Origin of the sequence: Alicyclobacillus contaminans DSM 17975 (genome assembly GCF_000429525.1) — a bacterium.
Classification (GTDB): domain Bacteria; phylum Bacillota; class Bacilli; order Alicyclobacillales; family Alicyclobacillaceae; genus Alicyclobacillus_A; species Alicyclobacillus_A contaminans.
In genome coordinates this window covers 22,364-47,543 of sequence record NZ_AUCA01000021.1, presented here as the reverse complement: position 1 = coordinate 47,543, position 25,180 = coordinate 22,364, and the positions used below count along the sequence as shown (strand labels likewise).

Here is a 25,180-nt window from a genome sequence, read left to right as displayed (position 1 = left end):
GACGTGTTGAACAAGATAGAAGAGGCGCTCGCGGATCTGCGGCAGGGCAAGGTGGTCATCGTCGTGGACGACGAGGACCGCGAAAATGAAGGAGACTTTGTCGCCCTTGGCAGCCGGACAGATGCGTCGGTCATCAACTTTATGATTACTCACGGCCGCGGCCTGCTGTGCGTGCCCATCACGGCCGAACGGGCGGAGCGTCTGGGGCTTTCAGCCATGGTCGAGCATAACACCGACAGCTACGGCACAGCGTTCACCGTGTCGATTGATCACGCGGCAACCCACACCGGGATTTCCGCCATTGAGCGTGCACAGACGGTGGCAGCCATCGTGGCGGAGGATAGCCGGCCGGAGCACTTCCGCAAACCGGGGCACATTTTCCCGTTGATTGCAAAACCGGGCGGCGTTCTGCGCCGAGCCGGTCACACCGAAGCCGCGGTGGATCTCGCTCGGCTGTGCGGAGCACCGGAGGTGGGGGTGATCTGCGAAGTGCTTAACGAGGACGGTACGATGGCGCGTTTGCCGCAGTTGGAGCACATTGCGCGCACGCATGGTTTGAAAATCATCTCCATCGCGGATTTGATTGCGTATCGCAAGCGGACGGAGGTCTTGGTGGAGCGGGCGGCGGAGGCGGAATTGCCGACCGCGTTCGGAACGTTTCGCGCGGTGGTCTACACCAACCAGTTGGACGACAAGGAGCACATCGCGCTCGTCAAGGGAGAGATGGACGGTGCGCCAACGCTGGTTCGGGTTCACTCCGAATGCCTGACCGGCGACGCCTTCGGCAGTCTGCGCTGCGACTGCGGACCGCAGCTGCACGCGGCGCTTCGGCAGATTGAGGCCGCGGGGAAAGGCGTGCTGCTTTACCTGCGGCAGGAGGGCCGCGGCATTGGCTTGCTGAACAAAATTCGCGCCTATGCGCTCCAGGAGCAGGGGGCGGACACGGTGGAAGCCAACCGGCAGCTGGGATTTCCGCCGGACCTTCGCGACTACGGGATTGGCGCGCAAATTTTGTACGACCTTGGCGTGCGCAGCATGCGTTTGTTGACCAACAACCCGAGGAAAGTCCGAGGCATTGAGGGGCACGGTCTGACGGTGGTGGAACGCGTGCCGTTGGAAGTGGAGAGAAATCCGCACAACGAGCGATATTTATTGACGAAGAAAGAGAAGATGGGGCATCTGTTGCATCTGTGACCACGGCAGAGCGCTGTGTGAGCCGCCGTCACCGGTGGTCACTGGGGGCGGGACGCACGCGGCGTGAATTCAATCAACAACGCGCTTCGCGCGAAAGGAGTGGCTGTAATGGGCGTACGTACATTGGAAGGGCATCTGATTGCGCAGGGATTGAAGATAGGCATTGTGGTGGGGCGGTTTAACGAATTCATCACGTCCCGGCTGCTGTCCGGCGCGCTGGACGCGTTGAAGCGGCATGGTGCAGCGGAGGAGGATGTGACGGTCGCCTGGGTTCCGGGCGCGTTTGAGATTCCGTTTGCGGCCAAACAGATGGCCGTCTCCGGGCAGTATGACGCTGTGATTGCGCTGGGGGCGGTGATTCGCGGATCGACCCCGCACTTTGATTATGTGGCGAGCGAGGTGGCAAAAGGAGTGGCGACCCTGTCCTTGACCACCGACACGCCGACCATTTTCGGAGTGCTGACCACGGACACCATCGAGCAGGCGATTGAACGGGCCGGTACGAAAGCGGGCAACAAAGGCTGGGAAGCGGCCACCACGGCGATTGAGATGGCGAACTTGGCGCGAGTGCTGCGGGGCTGAGGCGGCTCGTTCTGGGAGATGCTTCGGTACGGCGCCATTCCGTGGCGAAGACAAACACCCCTTCCATCGGACATGAGAACGCATAGGCTGTTCCATGACCAACGGAGGGGGTGATGTCATGTACGGAGCGTTCGGTGGGTACACGCGTTGGGCGGTCGTGTTCCTCATCATCTTCGTGCTGTGCCCTACGGCGCAGCGGGCTACTGATGCCTGGGCGCACAAAAAACCCGGTGTTCGGGACCCGGCGGGGTCCGCGGACACCGGGCTTCTCACATTACCGCTTCACCGTCATCGTCACCGACTTGCCGTTCACATCCCAGTCCTTGGTGAGGTCGCCGGTGCTCTCGCCGTAAATGAACTCGCGGACCAACACCACATTCTGAATGTGAGACGCGTTGCGGCGGAGGATGTCCAGCACCAGAGGGTCTCCGGATACGGCGAACGTGACATGGTCGGTCACGTTGTAATTGACTTCTTTGCGCATCATTTGCATCTTGGAAATCAATTCACGAACGTACCCTTCTTCCACCAACTCGTTCGTCAGTTCCGTGTTCAGTCCCACGAATAGGCGGCCGGATACCTCAATCACGCCGGGGAAACTCGGGTGATAACGGAGTTCCGCGTGCTCCCGCGTGATGGGCTTCCCTTCCAGTTCCACTTCACCGTGTTCCATGAACGCCTGAATCTGTTCCGGCGTCGCCCGTTTGGCCGCCTGATTGAGCACGGGCACCAGTTTTCCATACGCCTGTCCGACCGCTTTCAGGTTCAGATACAGCTCTGGTGTCGCAACCTCGTGCAGATGCACGAAGGCGATGGCCTTCACGTTCAGTTCGTCCTCAATCACGTCGCGGAACTTTTCCAGCACGGCCTGTTTGTCCACTGGAACGTACAGTTTGGACAAAGGCTGGCGCGTCTTGATCTTCGCTTCGTTTCGCAGGTGCCGCCCCGCCTCGACCACGCTCAGCACATCCGCCATTTCCGCCAACAGGTCCTTGTCCACGTACGCCGGATTGGCTTTCGGGAAGTCACACAGGTGTACGCTCACGGGCGATTCAGGGAAAGCCGACCGCACGATATTCTGGTACAGTTCTTCCGCGATGAACGGCGTCAGCGGCGCCGTCAGCAGGGCAATGGTGGACAGGCATTCGTACAGCGTCAGGAAGGCCGCCGTCTTGTCCTTGTCCATGCCGCTCGCCCAGAATCGATCTCTGTTGCGGCGCACGTACCAGGTTGAGAGGTCCGTGACCAAATCCTGGAGTGTCCGCGCAGCGGTGGTGGCGTCGTACTGTTCGATGCAGGCGTCCACGCGCGCAATCGTCTCATGCAGGCGGGACAGCATCCAGCGGTCCATCAGCGGCCGTTCCGCGACCGGCACCTGATGCTGACTCGGATTGAACCCGTCGATATCCGCGTACAGCGCGTAAAACGCGTGCACGTTCTGCAGCAGGTCGATGTACTTGCCTTTGCTCTCCGCAACCGCCTTGTGGTAGAAGCGCTGTGAATTCCACGGCTGCGTGTTCGACAGGAAGTAGAAACGCAGCGCGTCCGCGCCGTGCATGTCCAGGGCTTCGAACGGATCAATCACGTTCCCCTTCGACTTCGACATCTTCTTTCCGTCCTCGTCCAGCACGTGTCCCATGACGACCACGTTCTTGTACGGCGCCTGACCCGTGACGAGCGTCGAGACGGCGAGCAGACTGTAGAACCAACCGCGCGTCTGATCGATGGCTTCAGAGATGTAATCCGCCGGGAAGCGCCGCTTGAACTCGTCCTGATTCTCGAACGGATAGTGCAGCTGCGCGAACGGCATGCTGCCGGAATCAAACCACGCATCAATCACCTCCGGCACCCGCTGCATGGTGCCGCCGCACGCGCACGACCAGGTGAGTTCATCAATGTACGGTTTGTGCAGTTCCGGCGGAAGCTTGCCGGCCAACGATTGGAGTTCCGCTTTCGATCCGACGCAGTGCTGGTGCCCGCACTGATTACACACCCAGACGGGCAGCGGTGTTCCCCAGTAGCGGCTGCGCGACAGGTTCCAGTCAATCATGTTTTCCAGGAAGTTGCCCATGCGTCCGTCCCGGATGTGTTCCGGAATCCAATGGACGCCCCGGGAATTCTCAATCATCTGTTGTTTGACCGCGGTGGTCTGAATAAACCAGCTGTCAATCGCGTAGTACAGCAACGGCGTGTCACAGCGCCAGCAATGCGGATACGCGTGTTCGTGGCGGTGTTTGTCGTACAGCGTCCCGTGGCTTGCCAGGTACTTGACGATATCCACGTTGGTCGCATCGTCTTTCACGAAGCGGCCGGCGAACTCCGTCACGTCCTCGGTGAAGTGGCCCGTGAGGTCGACAAAGTTGCAGAAAACCATGTCGTTCTCGCGGCATACGCGGTAGTCGTCCTCACCGAACGCGGGAGCCATGTGGACAATGCCCGTGCCAGACTCCGCCGTGACGTGGCCGGACAGAATCACCACGTGTTTCTTGCCGGGCAGCGAGTTGACGTACGGGAACACGGGTTCGTACGAGATGCCCGCCAGGTCCCGTCCCCGCTTGGTCTCCAGGATGGCGTCGCCTTCCTGCAGGAACTTGTGCTGCAGGTCTTTGGCCACCCAGTAGTTCTCGTTGTGCGCGGTGCTGTGGATGAGCACGTATTCCAAGTCGGGATGGACGGCCAGCGCCACGTTGGACGGCAGCGTCCAGGGCGTTGTGGTCCAGGCCAGGATATACGTGGTCCGGCCATCCACATTTCCGTTCAGCACACGGAATTTCGCCGTGACGGAAAGGTCTTTGACGTCCTTGTAGCCCTGCGCCACCTCGTGGCTGGAGAGTGTGGTCTCGCAGTGCGGGCAGTACGGGCTCACACGGTGTCCTTTGTACAGGTAGCCTTTGTCAAAGATTTGTTTCAACAGGTGCCACACCGATTCAATGTAATCGTCGGAGAGCGTCATGTACGGGTTGTCGAGGTCTACCCAGTAGCCGAGCCGTTCGGACATGTTGCGCCACATCTCTTCATAAGTGAACACGCTGTTGCGGCACTCCTGAATGAACCGCTCCACGCCGAACGCCTGAATCTGCTTCTTCCCGCTGATGCCGAATTTCTTTTCAATCTCGATTTCCACTGGCAGACCGTGGGTGTCCCATCCGGCCTTGCGCTGCACGTGATATCCCTTCATGGTCCGGTAACGCGGATACACATCCTTGATGACCCGTGTCAGCACGTGGCCGGGGTGGGGCTTGCCGTTGGCGGTCGGCGGCCCTTCATAAAACACCCATTCCGGATTGCCTTCTCGCTGTTGCTCGCTCCGTTGAAAGACGTTGTGTTCCTTCCAGAACGACAGAACCCGCTGTTCGCGTTCTCGTGCGGATTCTTTGGCGTCCACGCGTTTGAGCGCCATCCTGTCTCTCCTCCTGATACTGGACATGTTTGCGGATTGTCGGGAGCGCGAGGCGTTGCGCGCCGTTCGCTCAAAAGAAAAACCCGCCCCTCCGCGAAGGGGCGAGTGTCATCCCGCTGTACCACCCAACTTAGCGCAACAAAGGTTGCACTCCATCTGCCGGACGAAGTGCATGCCGCATTCCGACTTGCCGTCGTCCGCCTCTCTGTAACGGGAGAGTCCCGACCTGCATTACTGCTTCGCCATCGACGAAGGTTGTACAGGCACCTCCAAGGGGATTTTCGCAGCCTCGGCTGGATGGGTTTCCACCATCCCCCACTCTCTGGACCAGCGCGTTTGGCTGTTACTCGACCTTTTCCAAGGTTTTCACGTCAATTCGGATCTGCCTGACAGTGTAGCAAAAACCGGCGTCAAGCTCAAGTTTTCCAGCCATTTGCTACGATGTCACGGAAAAATCGTCAGCAAACGTTCGGAAAACACCCCTACATTTCTGTCCGCAGAACACGTACTATGTCCATAGTGGCCGCTGTTACCGCCTGACGGCGGTCCGGGTGGGATGTCTGTACATGAGGTGACATTACATGACCAAGACCATTTGGCGGAAGTTGTTTCTTCGTTCGTTTCTACTGATTGTGGCGGCGATTGTGCTATTCGTCGTGGTGTTCGTGGCCGCGGTCGAATTGACGCCGTTTGACGCCTCGAAGCTGACGAGGACCAGTCAGCCGACGGAAGTGTACGACCGCAACGGCAACGTGTATATGACCATCGCGTCGCAGGGGGCGGATGACCTGTCGTACAACCAAATCCCCGCCAACCTTCGCAACGCAGTGGTGGCAATTGAGGACCACAACTATTGGGACGGATCGAGCATCGATATCAAAGGGCTGCTGCGCTCGGCGTTCGTGGACCTGTGGTCGGGCAGCTACGCGCAGGGGGGCAGCACCATTCAGGAACAGCTTGCGAAGATTGTCTATCTGACCGACAAGAAGACGTTCTCCCGCAAGTTTCAACAAATTGTGCTCGGCGTGCAGATTGACCGGTACTTCACCAAGGAAGAGATTCTCGCGATGTACCTCAATCGCGTCTTCCTCGGCGAGAACAGCGTCGGGGTCAAGCAGGCCGCGTATCACTACTTCGGCATTGACATCGCCAAGAACCCCGACCAATTGACGCTGGCTCAAGCCGCGCTGCTGGCGGGGCTGCCGCAGGCACCGTCGGCGTATGATCCCATCAAGCATCCGCAGGCCGCGCTCAAGCGCCGCAACGAGGTGCTGGAGGCAATGGCGAAATACGGGTACATCACGGAGGCGGCGGCGAAAGAAGCGGAACAGCAGCCGATTGGGAAGTTGACGTATCACTCGGAGCCGGGAGATCCGTGGGACACGCATCCGCTGTTCACGAATTTCCTGTTTGATTACGCCGATAACAGCAACATCGGCGTGAGTACGGAAGAGCTGCTGCAGGGTGGCTTGAAGATCTACACGACCTTGGACCCGAAGGTCCAGTCGGCCATCGACCAGGTCTTCTGGAGCACCAACTACAACGGTGACTTCCCCGGCCCCACCAGCGGCACCGTGGTGCAGGGCGCGGCGCTGTTTGTGGATCCGACGACCGGAGGAATTCTCGGCGGGGCGGGCAGCCGCAAACAGGGTTTCACGTATCGCGGCTATGACCGAATCTATGCGAAGCAACAGGCGGGCAGCTCCATCAAGCCGATTTTGGAATACGGCGCTGCGGTGGACAGCGGCAAGTGGGGACCGGATTCCATCCTCGACAATACGCCGCAGAACTTCGGAACGAGCAGCAACCCGTATACGCCGAGAAACGATGACGGAGCGAGTGCGCCGGCGCACCCGACCATGAAGTACGCCCTGGCGACGTCGCAGAACGTGGCGGCGGTCTGGCTGCTGAAGCAGGTGGGGCTGGACAACGCCATTTCGTACGCCGAGCGGTTCGGGCTGACGTTCACGGACGCTGACAGACAAAATGGGTTGGCCAATGCGCTCGGGACGGTGGCGGTGAGCCCGATGGAGATGGCGGCGGCGTACGAGGTGTACGCGGACGGCGGGGTGCAGGAACAGGTTCACCTGATCAACAAAGTGGTGAACGCCGCCGGCGAGACCATCTACAGCTATCAACCGGCCGCCAAGCGCGTGGTGTCCGCTCAGACTGCGGCCACCATGACGCAGATGTTGGAAGGCGTTGTGCAATACGGCACCGGGACCAACGCTCAGGTGCCTGGATGGGATGTTGCCGGGAAGACAGGGACCATTCAGTACGATGCGACGTTGAACGGTGCGCACCAGGAGTGGATCAAGAACGCCTGGTTCGACGGTTATACGCCGAATATGGTAGGCTCCATCTACATCGCGTACGACAACCCGGACGCGGAACATCACTTGACCGGAACGCCATCGGCGCAGTGCGCGAAGATTTTCGGAGACATTGCGCGACTGGCCACGGCGGGAGAGACGCCGCAGCACTTCAACTTTGGCGGAGATACGACCACGTCCACCCAGCCAACGCAGACGCCGGTCAGCGGCCTGACCCTCCAGTGGGACGCGACGATTCACGCCCTCGAGCTGGCCTGGACGTCGACCATGCAAGGACAGGTGAACTTTATCGTCAAGCGGTCCGCCGGCTACCCGCCGGGAAGCACGCCGCCGGCGCCCACGGGACCGAATGATCCAAACTACACGGTGATTGGAGAGACTAACCAGTTGACGCTCACGGACGGATCGGTCCAGCCGGGCATGACCTACACGTACGTGGTGGAGGCGGTGGACAGTTCGGGGAACGTGTTGACGCCGTCGGTCTCGAAGACGGTGACCCTGCAGAATGACACCCAGACGCTCCCGGGACAGACCGAGGGAGCGGGCGGTTTGGGAAACACGGGAAATACCGTCGGCAACACCACGGGTAACGTTTCGGGCACAGTCGGCGGCGGCACGGTGAATTCTCCCGGCCCCGGCGGAACTTCGCCTGGGATCGGTGGTCCCACCGGCGGTACTGGAGGGACCGGGACGGGTGGTCAACCCACCACAGGGGGTTCCGGAGGAACCGGAGATGCCGGAGGTGCCGGAGGTGCCGGAGGCACGAATCAGGGGACGGGAACTGGCAACACCATCAATCCCGTCACACCCGGTGGAAACGCCGGCAACACAACCGGGGGGCCGGGGCAGCAGTGATCCGGACTACGGTTGAAAGTCGTTGATGATCTTCCATGTGCGCTCCAACTGCGCACGCCTGTTGTCATCGGATAGCATGTAGGATTCAAAAAAGGCCCGGGCGCGCGGATTCATCCGTAAGAACAGGATGACGCGCGCCTCTTCGCGACTGAGTTGAAACGTGGTGCTGCCTGCCGTGGCCGTGATGGGGCCTGCATGGTCAGATGCCGGGGGCGCGGTGGCCGACGTTTTGGGCTGCGGCTGAGGCTTTGGCTGTGGTTGGTTGGCAGAGGAGGATGTCAGCAGATCAGCCGTGCTGACGCCGAACACTTCCGCCAATTTTGCCAATGCCTGTGCGTCCGGATGACGCCGGTTGGTTTCGTACATGGCGATGGCGCTGGACGATATACCGGTCAACGCCGCCAGTCGAGCCTGCGTCCAGCCATGCGCCTTCCGCAGTGAGGCAATTGTTTCCCCAAGGCTCAATGGTGATACCCCCTCGATGCTCGGTATGTGCGAACACACGCGCGTTCACGGATGGATGTCAGGACTAAGTATAGCGAATCCGCTGGAATTGCGACAAAGGATTCAGGCCCCGAGGCTTCGGATTTAGGAAAACTCTCTATAATAGAAAAGGGTAGATGTCCAATTCAGAAAGGATGGGATATGGGATGAAGGTGACGTACCATGGCCAATCCTGTTTTGTGGTCGAGAGCGGGAGCCATCGCGTGGTGATGGATCCGTTCCTCAGCGGGAACCCCCTGGCGGTGGCGAAGCCCGAAGACATCCGGGTTGAGGCTGTATTGCTCACACACGGGCATGGGGATCACATCGCGGACGCGGAAGCGATTGCTAAGGCGAACGGCGCGACGGTGGTGGCACCGAACGAATTGGCGATGTATTTCGGCAGTCGCGGTTGCCAGGTGCACCCCATGCACTTGGGGGGCAAATGGTCGTTTCCGTTCGGCACCGTCAAACTCACGCTGGCGTTCCACGGCTCTGGACTCGACCTGCCGGACGGGACCATTGCCAATGCCGGCAATCCGGCGGGCATCCTGCTCACGATGGATGGCAAGACGCTCTATCATGCGGGAGATACGGCGCTGTTCGGCGATATGAAGTTGATTGGCGAGCTTCATTCCATCGATCTCGCGCTGCTGCCGATTGGCGACAACTTCACCATGGGTCCGGAGGATGCGCTGCTCGCGGCGGAGTGGACGCGCGCCAAACACGTGGTGCCCATGCATTACAATACGTTCGACCTCATCCGCCAAGATCCGGACGCGTTCGTCGCGGCATTGTCGGAGAAAGGGATTCGTGGAACCGTTCTGAGACCCGGAGAATCGCTGGAAGTGTGAGAATCATCCTGCGCAAAAGGGGCCGTCACCGGCCCCTGACAGGGGTGTGGGCCCTCTGTTGCTTGTGTTCCCAATCAGTGGGCTTTATCCGTCATCTTCACCATCAGGGATGCCAGCGTCCGTTGTTCGTCATCGTTGGCGCTGTCCCACAACTGCTTGAGCAGACGCTCCTGTTCGTTGCGCGGATCGACCTTCTTCGCCAAATAATCGCCCAGTTTTGCGGCGACTTCCGTAATCCTCTCGTTGGAAATGCCCATCGCCTGAGCCTTATCCACCTGGCTGCCGAGGAATTCTTTCCACCGTTCGAAGTTGTCGAGCGTATCCATGTTCGTCCCCCCTTGTGCGACTGATCACTGCGCTATTTAACATGCCGCGCCGCCTGGCTGGCTATGCATCGGGTGGACATACCTGACGCGGGGCGTGCATACAGTGAACTGTCATCAGGAAAGGGGATTGGGACATGAGGCGGAAAATGCGGTATGTACCTGCTCCGCGGCGCCGGGCTTTGGTTTACGCGGCCGCGGCGCTGGCGCTCGCGGTGTACGGAATTCCCCGAATTCCCGCACTCGCGCCGGGCGTGGCCGGTACGTTCTCCATGGTCTGGATCCTGTTTGCGGCGCTCGCCATTGCGTCCAATCTGTACTTTTTGGTTGGCGCCGACCGCGAACGCGGACATCAGTTGGCCGAGGGCGAACTGCGTCCCGCGCAGCGTCCGGCGGTACCGGGTCGGGAGCGCGGGCTCCGGCGGCGCGCCCTGTGACGGAAGTCATCGAACGAATCCCTGCGTGCGGGACGGCGATATCCTTCCGAACGTGCGCAGGGCAGCGTCCCATCATCACGGGGACCGCCGCGCCGTCCAAGCGACCAGTCCGATGGCGCAGATCACGCAGAGGATGATGGTGACAATCGGATCGAGCGCGCCGTTCATCAATTCTCCATGACCAGTCATCGCCAACACCTCCTCTCAGTCCGTCCGCAGATTGTCCTTTTGCAAGGAAGTTCCCCGAATTTGTCGGTTCCGAAGTTGATTGCTCTCGTGGTTCACCAACATCCTTCCCCGCAGCACGATGTCTTCTCCGAACTTGTTTCTCAGATGATCTGTCACTTCATCCAATCGCTGCAACTTGATGTCTCGCTGCGCATCCACCGACTCCGCCGGATTGGGGAACAGGGAAAGCTGCACAGAACGTCGAGACTCGTCGGCAGAGGTCAGCTGCCCGAGGCTGACACCGAGCAACCGCACGGCCCGGCCCGGCGTACGGTGCTGGAGCAGGAGATCCCGAGCGGTTTCGTAGATCTTCTCGGTGACGCAGGTGGTCGTCTCCAGTGTGCGGGCGCGTGTAATGGTCTCGCGATTCGCGTAGCGGATGGTGAGTTGGACGGTGCGTCCAACCAGCCGGTGGCGGCGCACGCGTCGCCCCACTTGGTCCGCCAGGTTGAGCAGGACGGTGCACAGCTCGTCCGTGTCCACCACGTCGTGCGCCAACGTGATGGAATGGCCAATGCTTTTGAGCGGCTCTGGCTCCGGCGAAACCGGCGAGTCATCCTCCCCCCGCGCCCGCCGAAGCAGTTCCAGGCCGCGGCGGCCCAGATGGCGGTGCAAGGTCTCCGCATCGGCGCGGGCCAGGTCGCCGATGGTGTGAACTCGCAGCCGTTCGAGCAACTGGGCGGTCTTGCGGCCGACCCCGAACATTTGACCAATCGGCAGCGGCCAGATCACCTCCGCGAGCGCTTCGCGTTGGATTTCCGTAATTCCCAGCGGCTTTTTTAAGTCGCTGGCCATTTTGGCGATGAATTTGTTCCAGCCAATCCCGATGGAACACGGAAGGTCCAATTCTTGCAGAATCCGTCTCTGAATGGTCTCCGCAATCTCCCTCGGCGTACCGAATTGGCGGCTGCCGGTCACGTCGGCGAAGCACTCGTCAATGCTGTACACCTGCACGAGCGGCGTGTACTCGCGAATCAAGCGAAACACGCGCCGCGCGTAAGATCGATACAGGTGGAAGTCCGGGTGGATGAGTATCAGTGACGGACAGTGTCGAAGCGCCTCCGCCGTGGTCATGGTGGCGCGGACCCCCATGCGCCGCGCTTCGTAGCTGGCGGTCACGACCACGCCGTGGCGGGTTTCCGGACTGCCCGCGACGGCCGTGGGACGTCCCCGATACGCCTCTGGATTGGCTGCGGCGTGACATGAGCAGTAAAACGCGTTCATATCAATATGCAGAATCCGGGCGTCCATCGGACGTTCACACTCCTTCCCATAGCATCATTGTATCACGCTTCGGCACGCGCCGCGGTTCGGTGACTGTTCACGTTTCGGATGGTGTGTTACTATCAAGAATCGAAGTGAAACTGGACAGGAGCGGTGAACAGTGAAATCAGGGGCATTACGGCCCGCCGCAGGAACGGCGCGACGGCACTCCTTTGCCAGGCCGCACCTGTTGCCTTTCGAATGGCTTGGTCTGATGGCCTCGGCGCTCGCGACGGGCGTCTTTTTTGGCGACGGCCGGGCATTGGACAAGTTGGTCGGTCAACCGCAGTATCACTGGCATGTGCTGTGGATGGTGAGTGGAATATACCTGCGCTTTGTACCATGGGCGCTGATGGTCGGCGCGGGGGCGGTGCTGGCCTGGCGGTGGCTGCGCCCACAGGGTTGGCGGCGTCCGCTTTCCGAGTACCTGTTCGTGGTGCGCGTGTTTGTCGCGTACTGCATTTTGTTGATTGTCTTCCGCGTCGTCAATTTTTACGTACCGGTACTGCATCCGGGGATTGACGACGCGCTGCTCCAGCGCGCCGATGCCACCCTGCTCGGTGGGCGTCAGGCCGGGGAATGGTTGGCACCACTGATTCACCCGTGGCTGACCCATGTGATGACAGGTGCTTACGTAAGCTGGTTCTGGCTGTTGTTTGCCACGCTGGTGTTGCTGTTGACCGCCCACCGCGCGGCCGTTTCCGAGTATGTGTTTGCGTCCCTGCTGGCATTTTATATTGGGTATCTGTGCTACGTGGTCGTCCCAGTGATTGGTCCGGGCTACACATATCCGTTTTCCGTGCCCGTGGGCGACATCGCACCGCACTTCACCTGGGACAGGCTGACCATTGCCAGGGACTGCTTTCCGAGTTTGCACACCGCGTTGTCTGTGCTGATGGCGGTGTACATCTGGCGGTACCGGCGATGGCTGGCTGTGGTGTATATTCCGCTGGCCGCCATCATCGTGTTTGCCACGCTGTATTTGCGTTTTCACTACCTGTGCGACGACTTGGCGGGCGCGGCATTGGGGGCGGCCTGCGCCTGGATTGCGCCGCGGCTGCATCGTCGGCTGGCGCCGACCGGCGACTAGCATTTGGCCATCGGCTCGGTCATACTGTAACGTGACCCTGCTGAACGGAAACAACTGGGTGGAGGGAACGAGATGAACGAATCGAGCAAGAAGTCGTGGGTCAAAGGCATCTGGGGCTGGATTTGGCCCATCGCCATCGGCTGCCTGGTGGCCAAGGGGATTATGACCTGGGTTGTGAGTTTCGCCATCGTCCCCACGTCGTCCATGTATCCCACCATCCCGGATCCGTGCTACATTTTCGTGAATCACCTGGAGACCGAGTTTGCGAAACCGTATCGCGGCGAGGTGGTCCTGTTTCGTTTTCCGGACGATCCGAGCGAAATCTACGTCAAACGCATCATCGGCCTGCCCGGAGACACCATCACGTTCAAAGATGGCAAAGTGTACGTCAACGGGAAACTGTTGAATGAGCCGTACATTACACAACCTACCGTGAGCGGACCCCAGTCGTCGTACCATGTGCCCGCGGGCCACTACTTCATGCTGGGAGACAATCGCAACGATTCGTCGGACAGCCGATATTGGATTCACAAGTACGTTCCGGCCTCAAGCATCATTGGCCGCGCCGACTATGTCATTTGGCCCATCTCCAAAGCCGGGCCGATTCACTGACGGGAGGCATTGGTTTGAAAGACAGAAGGCACATTAAAATCAAAGAAATCATCAGTCAGCGAGACATTGAAACCCAGGAAGAGCTGGTGCAGGCGCTCGAAGAAGAGGGATTTCACGTCACCCAGGCCACGATTTCGCGCGACATCAAGGAATTGCAATTGATCAAAGTGGTTGGCTCGAACGGTCGCTACAAATACGCCATACCGGCCGCTTCGGTGCCCGTGAGTCCGGATGCGTTCCTTCGCAGGCTGTCCGATGTGTTTGTCTCATTGGCACGCGCTGGAAATCTGATTGTCCTGAAGGTGTTGCCTGGCAACGCTCACGCGATTGCCGCGATGCTCGACGCCATGGGGCCGCGCGAAGTGCTTGGCACCCTGGCGGGAGATGACACCCTGTTGTTGGTGACGCCGGACGATGCGGCGGCGGAGCATGTGGAGCGCTGGTTGTCCCGCGCCCAGTGAACAACATTCGAAAGACGGTATGAGGCGGGGCGCATCCCCGCCTCTCTTTGAACGGGAAAAACAGGATAAAAATAGTAGTTCATTTTGAGCAGGTCTGTTGATCTGCTTTTTGTTTTTTCTGCTATGATTATTCATGCATGATGATGCATACAAACTATGGTTGAACCATATGAAACGGAGTGGGTCAATTGAAAAAGAGATGGATGACAATGGCGGTTCTTGGGGTACTGACGACCACCGCCCTCGCAGGCTGCGGCGCATCGACCTCGAATACCGCAGGCGCGGGGGGCGCCACGAACTCCACCGGATCGCAGACGGCTGAAAAAACCAGCGCCATCGGATTGACCGCGAAGGTCGATCCGAACGCAACACCGAGCGCGGACAAAATTGTCATCGCCACGGACAATACGTATCCGCCAATGGAGTACATGGACCCGAGCGACCCGACCAAGCTGGTTGGATTTGACGTGGACCTCGGCGACGCTCTCTCCAAATATCTGCACAAGGACATTGTTTGGAAACCGACGCAATGGGACGGCATTATCGCTGGGCTGACATCAGACAAGTATGACATCATCATTTCCTCCATGAATGACACTGCGGAACGGCGCAAGCAGATTGATTTCGTGGACTACGGCAGCTGGGGACAGGCGATTGTGGTGAAAAAGAACAGCACTGCGAACATTCAATCCCTGAAAGATCTCGAAGGGAAGACGGTGGGCGTGCAGATTGCCACGACCAGTGACGATCTGTTGAGCAAGGACAAGGCCATCACCGTGAAGCGCTACAACACGTTCCCGGACGCATTTCAAGACCTGGCGAACGGACGCCTGGACGCCGCCGTGGTTGATGAAGCGGTGGCCCGTTATTACGTGAATCTGCAACCGGACAATTACAAGATTGTCGGCCAGACGCTGGATTCGCTCCCGGTTGGCATCGGCATCCGGAAGGATGAACAGTCTTTGGAAAAGAGCTTGCAGGACGCGTTGAATCAAATGAAGGCCGACGGTACGTACGACAAGATTTACACCTACTGGTTTGGTCAAAAGTAAAGGCGGAGACGCGAGCGCATGAACTATATTCAATTCGTTCAGAAGTTCTTTCCTTTCTTCTTGCAGGGGATGGCCGTCACGGTTGAGGTGACCGTGTGCGGCCTGCTCCTCGGGTTGGTGCTCGGCGTCATTGCCGCGTTGATGAACATCTCGCGCCTGCCGGTGCTGTCTTGGATTGGATGGATCTACACCTGGGTCATCCGTGGCACGCCGCTGCTCGTCCAGATCCTCATCATTTACGATGGACTCCCGCAGGTGGGGATTCAGTTGAGCCCGTTTGTTTCCGGGATTCTGGCGCTCGGCATCAATTCGGGGGCTTATATTGCGGAAATTGTGCGCGCCGGTATCCAGTCTATAGATCCCGGACAGATGGAGGCGGCGGAATCGCTGGGGATGCGGTACGGCTTGGCGATGCGGCGCATCATTTTTCCACAGGCCTACCGGCGCTTGCTGCCTCCGCTTGTGAACGAGTTCGTGGCGTTGCTGAAAGACTCGTCGCTGGTCTCCGTGATGTCGTTGACGGAACTTCTGCGCCAGGGTCAGATGATTGCGTCGGCCACATTCAAGCCCATGCAGACGTATATCACCGCGGCGCTGTTCTACTTGTTCATGACGTCCGTCATTGTGTTCATTTCTCGCTATATCGAACGGCGGCTGGAGGTGCGCAGCTGATGGCACAGGTGACGCAGGAAGTGGTGCTGCGCGGCGTGGGGGTGGAAAAGTCATTCGGCTCCCTGCAGGTGCTGCGCGGCGTGGACATCGAGGTGCACCGCGGCGAAGTGATTGCCATCATCGGCCCGAGCGGATCGGGCAAATCCACATTGCTGCGCTGCTTCAATGGATTGGAGCAGGCGACCGGAGGCAGCATCGAGTTGCTTGGGGAGCCACTCAGCCGCCGCAAGAAGGAGCTGGCTCGGCAGCGCGTGCGCTTGGGCATGGTGTTTCAACGGTTTCATCTGTTTCCGCACCTGACCGCTCTGCAGAACATCATTGAGGCGCCCGTTCACGTCAAGGGCATCGAGCGGCGGGAAGCCACCGAGCGAGCCTATGCGTTGTTGGATAAAATTGGATTGCGAGACAAAGCGGACGTGTATCCGTCCAAACTGTCAGGCGGCCAGCAGCAGCGCGTCGCCATTGCCCGAGCGCTGGCGATGGAACCGGAGGTCCTCTTGTTGGACGAACCCACATCAGCGCTCGATCCGGAGCTGGTCGGCGAGGTCCTGCAGGTGATTCAACAGTTGGCGCAGGATGGCATGACGATGGTGCTCGTCACGCACGAGATGGCGTTTGCGAGACGCGTGGCGGATAGGGTGATCTTTATGGAAGACGGAAAGATTGTGGAACAGGGGCCGCCGAAGCAATTGTTTGAGCAGCCCCAGTCGGAACGGACGCGGCGGTTTCTGCGAGATTTGCACGCGCGGGAAGAGGCGTTGTGACGGAGGCGGGTCGGTGACGGCCCGCCTTTTGCGCGCTGGTCCGTTGCGCTTCAGAGCAGTCGCAGCAGGGCCGCGGTGACGGTGCCCGCCAACATGGGCCAGAGCGGATTTTTTGTCCAGAACGCGACGGCAAAGGCGACGCAGACGGCGACGAGGAACGCGATGTCCGTGTGGCCAGGCAGTGCGTGCTGTGCCACGGACGGCGCCACCATCGCCGCAAACACGCCGATAGGAACAAACTGCAGCCCCTGTTGCAACCGCGGTGTGACGCGGACGCGGCGGCTGAGGACGAGAGACGGGAAGCGCGTGGCGTAGGTGGCGATGGACACCAGGACCACAAGCCACACGAATGTCGATGTGGACACTCAGGACCCCTCCTTTCGGTGTTTTGGCGTCGGCGATGCCGATGCCGCCACGGAGCCAGCATCGGCGGCAGGCGCCGTGAATCCGCACAGGAACGCGGTGACCGCGCCGCAAATGACCGCGCTCGTGGTGCCGCCGAAGCGGCTGGCCGCAGCCGCAACGAGCAGCGACAGGAGGCCGGCTACAAAGCGCCGGGGGGAATACCACTGCGCGACCAACAGGCCGATGAACGCGCCGATGTAGGCGAAATCGAGACCAAAGGTTTCCGGATGATGGATGAATCCTCCGAGCGCGTAGCCGAGCAGCGTGCTGACCTGCCACGGAACGAACACGGACGCGCCGGCGCCAGCGAAGTAGGCGACAGTCAACGGTCGCCGGTACGCCGCTGTGATGGTCACACTGTAGCTCTCATCGGTGAGCCCGTGCGCCAATGGCACCAGTTGTCGCCACGATAGGTCGCGCAGGTGTGGGCCCAGCGTGAGGCCGTACAGAATCTGTCGCGCGTTCAACAGAAAGACGCTGCTGACGATGACAAAGAGAGGCGCGCTCTGCTGAAGCAGGGACAGCACCGTGAACTGGGACGCGCCGGCGAACAGGAAGCAGGACAGCGATAGGGTTCGCCACACGCTCAGGTGGTTCGCGCTGTGCGCCAACGCACCGTACGCCATACCGTACACGAACACGCTGACCGTCAGCGGTACAGCATCTGCACAGGCCTGTGCGAAATCGCGCACCCCGTGTGGGGAGGCGGCCAGTGACCTGGATGAAGTGGTTTGCGCATTCATCGCCGCAGTTTCCTTTCTGTTCTGTATGTTATAAAATTTATATGTATAATATCTTAAACGATTGGCAGGACACAAGATGGAACGGGAGATCCTTTCGCAACGAATTGGTCAGCGCCTTCGAGAACTGCGGCAGCGCAGGAACCTGAGTCTGGATGCACTGGCTCAGCGAACCGATGTCAGCAAGCCCATGCTGGCCCAAATTGAACGCGGGGCGTCCAATCCCACCGTCGCCACGCTGTGGAAAATCGCGGCCGGTCTCAACGTGCCGTTCACCACCTTCCTCGGACCGCTGTCTGCGCCTGCGCGCGTGACCACGGCGGCGGATCAGATGGCCGTGTTGGAGGACGAGGGCAGATACCAGGTGTACAGTACGTGCACGTCCTCCGACGGACGGGTGGAGCTGTATCGGCTGCGCCTGCTGCCGGGAGCACACCGGCTGGCCGAGGCGCATCCACCCGGGATTGTGGAAAACATCACCGTGTTCAGCGGGCAGATGGATGTGACGGTGGACCTTCAGGCCTATCGGCTGGCCGCGGGCGACACCCTCCAGTTTCCCGGCGACGTCACGCACGACTATCACAATCCAGGCCCGGAAGTGTGCGAGGCGCATCTCGCGCTGTTCTATCCAGTGTGACGAGAACGCGGCCGGGGCCGCCAATATCACCGCGCAGCAATCTAAACCACACCTGCGAAAGGAGGAGTCATCCGTGACAACGCAATACACGTTACCCAGTGCATGGGTGGATGAATTAATTGAAGTTCGCCGCACGTTGCACCAGTATCCGGAAGTCGGGCTGGAAGAGGTGGAAACCACGCGCCGCATCGTGGCGTATCTGGACGCGCATGGCATTGAACGGCTCGACTACCCGTTGTCCACAGGTGTTTTGGCTGTGGTGCGCGGCCGCCATCGCGGCCCGTGCGTGGCGGTGCGGGCGGACATTGACGCCCTGCCCATTGAGGAGCAGACGGGACTGCCCTACGCGTCGAAAATTGCGGGCACCATGCACGCCTGCGGCCACGATTTTCACACAGCGTGTGTGCTTGGCGCGGCGCGCCTGGCCAAACAGGTCGCGGATAGTGCGTCATCCTTTGCAGGGACCATCCTGTTTGTCTTTCAACCGGCGGAGGAACTGGGGGTGGGCGCGCAAGCCATCCTCGACACCGGCGTACTGCGCGATTTTCAGGTCGGCGCCATTCTCGGCGAGCACAACAATCCGCTCTTGGAGTTTGGAAAAATTGGCGTGAAGGCAGGGCCGTTGATGGGCAGCGTCGACGAGTTTCGCATTGTGGTGCGAGGGGTCGGCGGCCACGCCGCGGTTCCGCAGTTCACGGTCGATCCCATCCTCGTCGCGGCCAATCTGGTCGCGGGGCTGCAGCACGTGGTGAGTCGTGCGGTGTCTCCTCTCGACTCGGTGGTGGTGACGGTGGGGATGTTCCATGCGGGGACGGCGCGCAATGTCATTCCGGGAGAAGCTGTGGTTGAGGGAACGGTGCGCTGTCTGCAGCCGTCCGCACAGGACGTGGTGGAGCAGCGGCTGAAGGAGTTTGTGTTGAACACCGTCCAGGCCTACGGGGCCACGGCGGATATCGAGTATGAGCGACAGCTTCCCTGCTTGGTGAACGACGCCCGGTTGGCGCAGTTGATGGCCGAGAGTGCCGCAGCGGTGGTCGGCGCGCAAAACGTGGTGGAGGCTGAGCCGACGCTCGCGGGAGAGGACTTCGCGGTGTATCAGCAACATTTGCCCGGCTGTTTCTTCTGGGTGGGAACTGGCAAGCCTCATGGCTGGCACCACCCGTCGTTCGATGTGGACGAGCGGATGTTGAAGGTGACCAGCGAGGTGTTTGTTCACGCTGCGTTGGCATGGCTGGAAGCCCATCGGTGAACGTGGACCCGCGGTCAAGCGCGCGGCGGACCTCCGCTCGGTGGAATGCACACCACCCTGGGGTCCGCCGCTTCGTGTCATGGGCTGATAGATGTCTGCCGCCGGGTCACCAGGCCCGGATGTCACCGTCGTCCAAGCATCCCGGACGAATCAACCCTTTGAGGAAGTTTTCACTGACCGGAAGTGTGATCATGTGTGATAGCCAATGTTCCCGCTCCGTCTCCGGAATTTTGTGCACCAGGGCGGTCACCGGAATGTGTACGAGGGTATCATCTTCCCCGCTGATGCCGAAATCCACGCTCCATACGCCCGGGTGGCTCAAACGGCCCGAGGTGTCGGTGCGAATGATCTTGTATGATCCGCTCTCCCGGTATTTGTTCAACACCGAGGCGGTGAAGAACAACTGGGCCTTGTCGGCGGAACGTCCGTCCGCAACTTCATTGTAGAGCTGCTTGGCGATGGGGATATCCGTCACGCGTTGCCATGTCGCCATGCCGGTCACCGCTCAATGGGCGTTCCAACCATGCTGCCCCACTCGGTCCAGCTGCCGTCGTAGTTGCGCACCTTTGGGAACCCCAGCAATTCCTGAAGGACAAACCAAGTGTGAGCGGAACGTTCCCCAATCCGGCAATACGTGATGACCTCTTTGTCCGGTGTGACCCCGAGAGGGTTGTACAATTGCCGCAACTCGTCCTCAGACTTGAAGGTGCCGTCTTCATCCACGGCTTTCGCCCAGGGCACGTTCACGGCGCTCGGAATGTGTCCGCCGCGCTGCGCGGTCTCCGTCATGCCAGGCGGCGCAATCACTTCGCCCGAGTACTCCTGCGGGCTGCGGACGTCGACCAAGGCGGTGCCCGCCGCACCAATGGCCGCCAGGACGTCGGCCTGCCGAGCGCGGATGGACAGGTCCGCTTCCTTCGCGACGTACTGGGTGGGCTGAACGGTCGGAACTTCCTTCACAAACGGGCGCCCCTCGACTTCCCACTTCTTGCGACCGCCGTTTATCAGTTTCACCGGACCGTGGCCGTAGATCTTCAACTGCCAGTACGCGTACGCCGCGAACCAGTTGTTGTTGTCTCCGTACAGAATGATGAGTGTGTCAGGCGTGATGCCCGACTGGCTCAGCAGCTGTTCCAACTGTTGTTTGCTGAGAATGTCGCGGCGAATCTGATCATTCAACTGTGTGGTCCAGTTCCATGCGATGGCCCCCTCAATGTGCCCGGATTCGTATGCGCTGGTGTCCACGTCTACTTCGACCAACCGGACGTTGGAGTCTCCCTTGTGTGCAGCCACCCAATCGGTGGAAACCAGCACGTCATGATTCCATTCTGCCATGTGAATGCCTCCTCTTCTCAAACGGGTCAATGCTGTGTTTTCCGACCTGTTTTCATGGTATAATGTACGTGTTTTCTTTGAAAATTTCAAGAGGGATGTTCGGGAAACTCTGAAATTCGATGCAATTCTTGTTTCCGGACAACCTTGCAGGCGCGGACGGAGTGTGCCATGCTTGACGGTGATATCAGAGGATGGGGCGTGACAGAAACGGAGTGTGAATGTATGAAAGTCGTTGATTCCGTTTTGGATTTGATTGGGAATACGCCGGTTGTGCGCCTGAATCGGGTAGCATCACCGGACGGGGCCGCTGTTTACATGAAACTGGAGTCGTTCAATCCAGGTGGCAGTGTGAAAGACCGGGCGGCGTACGAAATGATTCGCCAGGCAGAACAGGCGGGCAAGCTCACCCCAGGACAAACCACCGTGATAGAGCCCACATCCGGAAACACGGGGATTGGCCTGGCCATGGTCTGTGCGGCACGTGGATACCGGTGTATCATCACGATGCCCGACAACGCGACGGAGGAACGCGTGAAAATTCTTCGAGCGTACGGTGCCGAAGTACACTTGACGCCCGCTGCGCTGCGCATGCAGGGCGCGATTGACGAAGCGAACCGAATCGCGGCCGAGATTCCGGATTCATTCATTCCCATGCAGTTTGAGAATCCGGCTAACCCCGATGCGCACCGTGGCACCACCGCCGTGGAGATCTACGACGCGTTCGATGGCAAGCTGGATGTGTTGTGTTGCACCGCCGGCACCGGCGGCACCGTCACAGGCACGGGAGAAGTGTTGAAGGAACGCATTCCCGGATTGAAAATTTACGTGGTGGAACCGGCCGGTTCTCCCGTGTTGTCCGGCGGCAAACCGGGACCGCACAAAATTCCGGGAACAGGCCCTGGGTTTATTCCTAAAGTGCTCAACCGGTCCATCTACGACAAGATCTTGTTGATTGAAGACGCGGATGCAGAGCGAATGGCCCGTCGACTGGCTGCGGAAGAGGGAATTTTGGTGGGGGCGTCGGGTGCGGCGTCTGCCCATTTTGCGGTCGAGATTGCCAAGTCCCTGCCCAAGGACGCCCGCGTCCTGGCCATTGCGCCGGATACCGGCGAGCGCTACCTGTCCTCCGATTTGTTTGCGCGATGAACACAAACTCCTAATACTGGAATTCACGGGTGCAGGGTTTTTAATCGGAACTTAAAAAAAGATAGGACAAACGGCCCATGCCAAAACTGCATGGACCGTTTACACTGGGAGTGTGTAGCAGCGACCTACACTGTACCTAACCCCAATTCGCGCGTTTGCGCACCGCCTGGTCACACAGGCGGTACTTTTTTATGATGAGAGAGTCCACAGCATGGCCCGGGCAATCAGCCGTTGCTCACCTGGACGGTGACATTGCCGGTGTTGTCCACGGACGTGGTGGCGCCTGTGTTGCTGCTCGTGTTCCCGCTGCTGTCGGACCCGGTACTGGACAACTGATGCTCCAACGATTGAGTCAATGTTTGCAGCTTTGTCGTGGCGGACTGAATGGCTGCGGTTTTTTGCTTGACCCGGGCGTCCGCTGCTTCGATGGCTTGGATGGCGCGGGTGAGGTCTCCCTTTTGACCTTCCGTTGTGGAGGTTTGCACTGCGCTGTCCTCTGCACGCTGCTCGCTCAGGGCTTGCTTTAATTGCGAAAGAACGGACTGAATCTCCTGATTGGCGCTTTGAATCAATGCCGCGTTGCCGCTCGACAGCGCCTGTTTCATGACCTGCACGTACGCTTGACCGGCTTTGACAAGCGCCTGCTTCGCCGCTTGTTCAGTGGTCAGGTCCTGATGCAACTGCTGCAGCGCCTTCTGCAACTGCGTCCACTCCGCCTGAACTGCCGCGCTTTGCTGCGCTTGCGCCGGTTTGCCTTTCGTTGTGTCACTGGCTTTCGCATGGTGGGAGGTAGTATTTTCCGGTGCGTGGCCCTTGGCAAATTTCATGTGAAGCGCTTGGAAAAACTGCTCCACATCGGCTTTCGAAGCGCCCTTTGCCGTCGCGCATCCGGAGATGTTCACGTGGGCGTTCCCATGCAGCTCATCCGCGTACACCACGCCGTTGCTGAACACTGTGGGGACGGTCAGACTTGCGCCCAACGCGAGTGCGGAGATTGTACGAGTGATGGATTTCATGATGTACCCTCCTTGCTGATGCTGTCTGCGGCACACGCCGCGTGCAAATGCATCCATCGAATGCTAGTGCAGCGCCTGGATGACGTTCATCAATTGATTCATGTTGTTCTGTGCTGATTTCCGTGCGCTGTCGGCAGCGGCAGTGGATGGATGCTGTGCGTGGGTGTGTGCCATGGACGTCGGCGCAGGTGGAGGCGTCTGTGACCCTGACCGCGACGGAGCGTTCGTTGCTGTCGCCGGCGAAGGGGTTGGCGTAGGCGCGGCAGCCGGGTGACCGCAGGCGGTGGCCAAGATCAATCCGGTCATGGCTGGTATCCATGCTGCGCAAATCCGTCGCTTCACTGGCTTCTCCTCCCTTGCATCTCCAACATCCATTTCATAGTTTCGGAGGCGCCGGGGCTGATCTGAGGGTCGGCATTCGGTCATCTTTGCCGAAAACGTGAAGCGAGGGTCCGTGTGGTGTACCACAGGACCCTCGCTCGCGGGTGATGCGGAGCACGTGCGTTTACTGAATGAGGCGCCGGTAACGCCGCGCGTAACTGCGCAGTGTTTCGATGCCGTACACGAGGCACGCGGCTCCGACAAACAGCGCGACATGCCAGAGCGCATGCAGGAATCGAATGGACTCCGTGCTCTCCTGCAGTCCGGGGAAGTAGCACATGATGAGGAGTGCGGCGCCCAAATAGCAGAGCAGGGAAGCTTGTCCGATAGTCCGCTTCATGAACTGACACCCCCTTCATCCAAGGTCTGGGGCGCCAATTGTCCATGAGCCCAGCGGGCTGTCTGCAGTCCCACCATGGCGCCGGCCAACAGATACAGCCAGTGGGTCAAGAAGTGTTGGACAGGCCCCGTCTCCGCCCACGACTGGACACCGGGCCAACACGCGAGAATGAGCGATAAAATGGCAATCACTAAAGTGGAAGGGATATAGCGCATCGGAAATCCTCCTCGTTCTATTTCGCGCATCCACAGTACTGCATGAACGCCATGGCCGCCTGCGGATGTGCAAACTTCCTACGCTTTTGGTATGGACCAAAGAGTCTCGAAATATACCGATGCGCCCTCACTTCCCCGCACTTTGCCGTTAGGATGTCAGGTTGCGGAAATGGCCGTACACTTCCGTCGTGTCGAGAATGATGACGAATGCCTTCGGATCCACCGCACTGCACAGGGCCTTCAGTTCGCCGACCTCAATGCTGGTCAAGGCGCACATCAGGACGCCGAGCGGGGAGCGGGTATACCCACCGGAACCCTCGATGAACGTGCAGCCCCGGTTGAGGTGCCGGCCGATGGCTTCGGCGATGGCGTCCGCTTTGGTGCTCACAATCATCGCGGTTTTGCGGTTTTGATAATGCATGAGCGCGTTCATCACGCGTGACGTCGCGTACATGGACACCAGAGTATACAAACCTGCGGCGACGCCGAACACTGTCATGGACAGAAGGACAATGACCACGTTGATGGCGAAAGAGACGGAGCCGACGCTTTTGCCCGTTCGGCGATTGAGGGCCAGGCTGAGGATGTCCGTACCGCCGGCGCTGCCGCCGACGCGTAGGATGAGTCCGCTCGATACACCGCCGAGGACGCCGCCGTAGAGCGCGACCAAGAGCGGATCGGATGGAAGGTTGAAATGAATATGCACGACGTCGGTGAACAGAGAAAAGCCGAGGATGCCGATGCCGGTGAGCAGAATGAACCGCTTGCCGAGGTCTCGCCAGCCGAGGATGAACAGCGGAATATTGAAGGCGAAATAGAGTGTGCCGAGCGGCCAGTGGGTAAAGTGAGTGATCATCTGCGCAAAACCGGTGATGCCGCCGGCGAGAATATGTGCGGGCACCAGAAAACTGTTGACGGATACGGCGCCGACAAAACAACCAATCAGAATGATTGCGATGCGGACGAAAAATGTCCACAGTGGATGACCGGTCGGGGCCATCCAGTAATCAACAGACAGTTTGCTGCGAGCGGAACGTGTGTCCACCGATGTGTGCGCTCCTTTCACTGTGCCGCGCGGAACGGGCCGACAAAGGCGTTGGCGGCCTTTGGGCG

27 protein-coding genes and 1 other annotated feature are annotated in these 25,180 nt (G+C 59.7%); of the genes, 14 read left to right on the top strand and 13 right to left on the bottom strand.

Translation table 11 applies throughout. The annotated features are described in order from the left end of the window. The first annotated feature begins 3 nt into the window (after window positions 1-3). Window positions 4-1,194 (top strand): bifunctional 3,4-dihydroxy-2-butanone-4-phosphate synthase/GTP cyclohydrolase II, encoded by a 1,191-nt coding sequence (locus G463_RS0109375; protein ID WP_026974962.1) that lies wholly within the window; start codon window positions 4-6, stop codon window positions 1,192-1,194. A 108-nt stretch (window positions 1,195-1,302) separates the two neighbouring features. After that, a complete protein-coding gene (gene ribH / locus G463_RS0109370) occupies window positions 1,303-1,776 on the top strand; it encodes a 6,7-dimethyl-8-ribityllumazine synthase (RefSeq protein ID WP_026974961.1) in 474 nt (157 codons plus the stop codon). 274 nt (window positions 1,777-2,050) lie between these two features. On the opposite strand, the gene ileS is transcribed toward ribH, so the two are convergent. Continuing rightward, the gene (gene ileS, locus G463_RS0109365; RefSeq protein WP_035486549.1) at window positions 2,051-5,176 is read right to left on the bottom strand and encodes an isoleucine--tRNA ligase; all 3,126 of its coding nucleotides are present in this window, start codon (window positions 5,174-5,176) and stop codon (window positions 2,051-2,053) included. A gap of 94 nt (window positions 5,177-5,270) precedes the next feature. Beyond that, window positions 5,271-5,545 (bottom strand) — a binding site (T-box leader). 212 nt (window positions 5,546-5,757) lie between these two features. On the opposite strand from ileS, the gene G463_RS23815 reads away from it, so the two are divergent. Continuing rightward, the gene (locus tag G463_RS23815) at window positions 5,758-8,364 is read left to right on the top strand and encodes a transglycosylase domain-containing protein (protein ID WP_051322139.1); all 2,607 of its coding nucleotides are present in this window, start codon (window positions 5,758-5,760) and stop codon (window positions 8,362-8,364) included. A 6-nt stretch (window positions 8,365-8,370) separates the two neighbouring features. On the opposite strand, the gene G463_RS0109355 is transcribed toward G463_RS23815, so the two are convergent. Beyond that, the gene (locus tag G463_RS0109355; RefSeq protein ID WP_026974959.1) at window positions 8,371-8,829 is read right to left on the bottom strand and encodes a helix-turn-helix domain-containing protein; all 459 of its coding nucleotides are present in this window, start codon (window positions 8,827-8,829) and stop codon (window positions 8,371-8,373) included. Window positions 8,830-9,014: 185 nt separating this feature from the next. On the opposite strand from G463_RS0109355, the gene G463_RS0109350 reads away from it, so the two are divergent. Next, on the top strand, window positions 9,015-9,701 hold the full coding sequence (locus G463_RS0109350) for a metal-dependent hydrolase (RefSeq protein WP_026974958.1): 687 nt from the start codon (window positions 9,015-9,017) through the stop codon (window positions 9,699-9,701). A gap of 74 nt (window positions 9,702-9,775) precedes the next feature. Here G463_RS0109350 and G463_RS0109345 read toward each other — a convergent pair whose 3' ends face one another. Then, a complete protein-coding gene (locus G463_RS0109345; protein WP_026974957.1) occupies window positions 9,776-10,027 on the bottom strand; it encodes a DUF3243 domain-containing protein in 252 nt (83 codons plus the stop codon). 134 nt (window positions 10,028-10,161) lie between these two features. On the opposite strand from G463_RS0109345, the gene G463_RS0109340 reads away from it, so the two are divergent. Continuing rightward, on the top strand, window positions 10,162-10,461 hold the full coding sequence (locus G463_RS0109340; protein WP_026974956.1) for a hypothetical protein: 300 nt from the start codon (window positions 10,162-10,164) through the stop codon (window positions 10,459-10,461). Window positions 10,462-10,665: 204 nt separating this feature from the next. Here G463_RS0109340 and G463_RS0109330 read toward each other — a convergent pair whose 3' ends face one another. Further along, window positions 10,666-11,940: a DNA polymerase IV gene (locus G463_RS0109330; RefSeq protein WP_026974955.1), complete on the bottom strand. Its 1,275-nt coding sequence runs from the start codon at window positions 11,938-11,940 to the stop codon at window positions 10,666-10,668. 133 nt (window positions 11,941-12,073) lie between these two features. Between G463_RS0109330 and G463_RS21720 the strand changes: the two genes are divergently transcribed. The 6 genes from G463_RS21720 (at window position 12,074) to G463_RS0109300 (ending at window position 16,603) form a co-directional block, all read left to right on the top strand. Next, window positions 12,074-13,042, top strand: coding sequence for a phosphatase PAP2 family protein (locus G463_RS21720; protein ID WP_051322138.1), 969 nt, complete (start codon window positions 12,074-12,076; stop codon window positions 13,040-13,042). Window positions 13,043-13,114: 72 nt separating this feature from the next. Next, window positions 13,115-13,654: a signal peptidase I gene (gene lepB, locus G463_RS0109320; RefSeq protein ID WP_026974954.1), complete on the top strand. Its 540-nt coding sequence runs from the start codon at window positions 13,115-13,117 to the stop codon at window positions 13,652-13,654. A 14-nt stretch (window positions 13,655-13,668) separates the two neighbouring features. Then, window positions 13,669-14,115 (top strand): arginine repressor, encoded by a 447-nt coding sequence (gene argR / locus G463_RS0109315; RefSeq protein WP_026974953.1) that lies wholly within the window; start codon window positions 13,669-13,671, stop codon window positions 14,113-14,115. Window positions 14,116-14,324: 209 nt separating this feature from the next. After that, window positions 14,325-15,167 carry a basic amino acid ABC transporter substrate-binding protein gene (locus G463_RS0109310; protein ID WP_051322137.1) on the top strand — a complete coding sequence of 281 codons (843 nt, stop codon included), beginning with the start codon at window positions 14,325-14,327 and terminating at the stop codon, window positions 15,165-15,167. Window positions 15,168-15,185: 18 nt separating this feature from the next. Then, window positions 15,186-15,839 carry an amino acid ABC transporter permease gene (locus tag G463_RS0109305; protein ID WP_026974951.1) on the top strand — a complete coding sequence of 218 codons (654 nt, stop codon included), beginning with the start codon at window positions 15,186-15,188 and terminating at the stop codon, window positions 15,837-15,839. Further along, entirely contained in the window at window positions 15,839-16,603 is a 765-nt protein-coding gene (locus tag G463_RS0109300; protein ID WP_026974950.1) for an amino acid ABC transporter ATP-binding protein, read from the top strand. Before G463_RS0109305 ends, G463_RS0109300 begins: the two co-directional genes overlap by 1 nt. A 50-nt stretch (window positions 16,604-16,653) precedes the next feature. Here the strand turns inward: G463_RS0109300 and G463_RS0109295 are convergent, their stop codons facing one another. Further along, a complete protein-coding gene (locus tag G463_RS0109295) occupies window positions 16,654-16,968 on the bottom strand; it encodes an AzlD domain-containing protein (protein WP_026974949.1) in 315 nt (104 codons plus the stop codon). Beyond that, the gene (locus tag G463_RS19655; RefSeq protein WP_051322136.1) at window positions 16,969-17,751 is read right to left on the bottom strand and encodes an AzlC family ABC transporter permease; all 783 of its coding nucleotides are present in this window, start codon (window positions 17,749-17,751) and stop codon (window positions 16,969-16,971) included. A 76-nt stretch (window positions 17,752-17,827) separates the two neighbouring features. Between G463_RS19655 and G463_RS0109285 the strand changes: the two genes are divergently transcribed. Both G463_RS0109285 and G463_RS0109280 read left to right on the top strand, forming a co-directional pair. After that, window positions 17,828-18,385, top strand: coding sequence for a helix-turn-helix domain-containing protein (locus G463_RS0109285; protein WP_026974948.1), 558 nt, complete (start codon window positions 17,828-17,830; stop codon window positions 18,383-18,385). 73 nt (window positions 18,386-18,458) lie between these two features. Beyond that, a complete protein-coding gene (locus G463_RS0109280) occupies window positions 18,459-19,634 on the top strand; it encodes a M20 metallopeptidase family protein (RefSeq protein ID WP_051322135.1) in 1,176 nt (391 codons plus the stop codon). Window positions 19,635-19,740: 106 nt separating this feature from the next. Here the strand turns inward: G463_RS0109280 and G463_RS0109275 are convergent, their stop codons facing one another. Next, window positions 19,741-20,127, bottom strand: a complete 387-nt coding sequence (locus G463_RS0109275; RefSeq protein WP_156900155.1) for a hypothetical protein — start codon at window positions 20,125-20,127, stop codon at window positions 19,741-19,743. A gap of 5 nt (window positions 20,128-20,132) precedes the next feature. Further along, a complete protein-coding gene (locus G463_RS0109270; protein ID WP_026974945.1) occupies window positions 20,133-20,969 on the bottom strand; it encodes a sulfurtransferase in 837 nt (278 codons plus the stop codon). Between the two features lie 222 nt (window positions 20,970-21,191). Between G463_RS0109270 and cysK the strand changes: the two genes are divergently transcribed. After that, window positions 21,192-22,115: a cysteine synthase A gene (gene cysK, locus G463_RS0109265; RefSeq protein WP_026974944.1), complete on the top strand. Its 924-nt coding sequence runs from the start codon at window positions 21,192-21,194 to the stop codon at window positions 22,113-22,115. Window positions 22,116-22,339: 224 nt separating this feature from the next. Here the strand turns inward: cysK and G463_RS0109260 are convergent, their stop codons facing one another. The 5 genes from G463_RS0109260 to G463_RS19650 all read right to left on the bottom strand — a co-directional run bounded on the left by G463_RS0109260 (window position 22,340) and on the right by G463_RS19650 (window position 25,112). After that, complete coding sequence (locus G463_RS0109260) at window positions 22,340-23,131, bottom strand: hypothetical protein (protein WP_026974943.1); 792 nt, start codon at window positions 23,129-23,131, stop codon at window positions 22,340-22,342. Window positions 23,132-23,194: 63 nt separating this feature from the next. Further along, window positions 23,195-23,473 (bottom strand): hypothetical protein, encoded by a 279-nt coding sequence (locus tag G463_RS22815; protein WP_156900154.1) that lies wholly within the window; start codon window positions 23,471-23,473, stop codon window positions 23,195-23,197. Between the two features lie 163 nt (window positions 23,474-23,636). Then, on the bottom strand, window positions 23,637-23,852 hold the full coding sequence (locus G463_RS0109250) for a hypothetical protein (RefSeq protein ID WP_026974942.1): 216 nt from the start codon (window positions 23,850-23,852) through the stop codon (window positions 23,637-23,639). Beyond that, on the bottom strand, window positions 23,849-24,067 hold the full coding sequence (locus tag G463_RS0109245; RefSeq protein ID WP_026974941.1) for a hypothetical protein: 219 nt from the start codon (window positions 24,065-24,067) through the stop codon (window positions 23,849-23,851). The genes G463_RS0109250 and G463_RS0109245 overlap by 4 nt, the downstream gene beginning before the upstream one ends. A 148-nt stretch (window positions 24,068-24,215) precedes the next feature. Next, window positions 24,216-25,112 (bottom strand): YitT family protein, encoded by an 897-nt coding sequence (locus tag G463_RS19650; RefSeq protein ID WP_245575790.1) that lies wholly within the window; start codon window positions 25,110-25,112, stop codon window positions 24,216-24,218. Between the last annotated feature and the right edge of the window lie 68 nt (window positions 25,113-25,180).

What these genes read in the sequence shown, in the direction of transcription:
- G463_RS0109285 (WP_026974948.1), top strand. Translation starts at nt 17,828, where the DNA reads ATGGAACGGGAGATCCTTTCGCAACGAATTGGTCAGCGCCTTCGAGAA.
- G463_RS0109330 (WP_026974955.1), bottom strand. Translation starts at nt 11,940, where the DNA reads ATGGACGCCCGGATTCTGCATATTGATATGAACGCGTTTTACTGCTCA.
- G463_RS0109305 (WP_026974951.1), top strand. Translation starts at nt 15,186, where the DNA reads ATGAACTATATTCAATTCGTTCAGAAGTTCTTTCCTTTCTTCTTGCAG.
- G463_RS0109340 (WP_026974956.1), top strand. Translation starts at nt 10,162, where the DNA reads ATGAGGCGGAAAATGCGGTATGTACCTGCTCCGCGGCGCCGGGCTTTG.
- G463_RS23815 (WP_051322139.1), top strand. Translation starts at nt 5,758, where the DNA reads ATGACCAAGACCATTTGGCGGAAGTTGTTTCTTCGTTCGTTTCTACTG.
- G463_RS19655 (WP_051322136.1), bottom strand. Translation starts at nt 17,751, where the DNA reads ATGAATGCGCAAACCACTTCATCCAGGTCACTGGCCGCCTCCCCACAC.
- G463_RS0109300 (WP_026974950.1), top strand. Translation starts at nt 15,839, where the DNA reads ATGGCACAGGTGACGCAGGAAGTGGTGCTGCGCGGCGTGGGGGTGGAA.
- lepB (WP_026974954.1), top strand. Translation starts at nt 13,115, where the DNA reads ATGAACGAATCGAGCAAGAAGTCGTGGGTCAAAGGCATCTGGGGCTGG.
- cysK (WP_026974944.1), top strand. Translation starts at nt 21,192, where the DNA reads ATGAAAGTCGTTGATTCCGTTTTGGATTTGATTGGGAATACGCCGGTT.
- ileS (WP_035486549.1), bottom strand. Translation starts at nt 5,176, where the DNA reads ATGGCGCTCAAACGCGTGGACGCCAAAGAATCCGCACGAGAACGCGAA.
- G463_RS0109350 (WP_026974958.1), top strand. Translation starts at nt 9,015, where the DNA reads ATGAAGGTGACGTACCATGGCCAATCCTGTTTTGTGGTCGAGAGCGGG.
- G463_RS0109250 (WP_026974942.1), bottom strand. Translation starts at nt 23,852, where the DNA reads ATGAAGCGGACTATCGGACAAGCTTCCCTGCTCTGCTATTTGGGCGCC.
- G463_RS0109345 (WP_026974957.1), bottom strand. Translation starts at nt 10,027, where the DNA reads ATGGATACGCTCGACAACTTCGAACGGTGGAAAGAATTCCTCGGCAGC.
- G463_RS0109270 (WP_026974945.1), bottom strand. Translation starts at nt 20,969, where the DNA reads ATGGCAGAATGGAATCATGACGTGCTGGTTTCCACCGATTGGGTGGCT.
- ribH (WP_026974961.1), top strand. Translation starts at nt 1,303, where the DNA reads ATGGGCGTACGTACATTGGAAGGGCATCTGATTGCGCAGGGATTGAAG.
- G463_RS0109275 (WP_156900155.1), bottom strand. Translation starts at nt 20,127, where the DNA reads ATGGCGACATGGCAACGCGTGACGGATATCCCCATCGCCAAGCAGCTC.
- G463_RS0109310 (WP_051322137.1), top strand. Translation starts at nt 14,325, where the DNA reads ATGGCGGTTCTTGGGGTACTGACGACCACCGCCCTCGCAGGCTGCGGC.
- G463_RS0109260 (WP_026974943.1), bottom strand. Translation starts at nt 23,131, where the DNA reads ATGAAATCCATCACTCGTACAATCTCCGCACTCGCGTTGGGCGCAAGT.
- G463_RS0109245 (WP_026974941.1), bottom strand. Translation starts at nt 24,067, where the DNA reads ATGCGCTATATCCCTTCCACTTTAGTGATTGCCATTTTATCGCTCATT.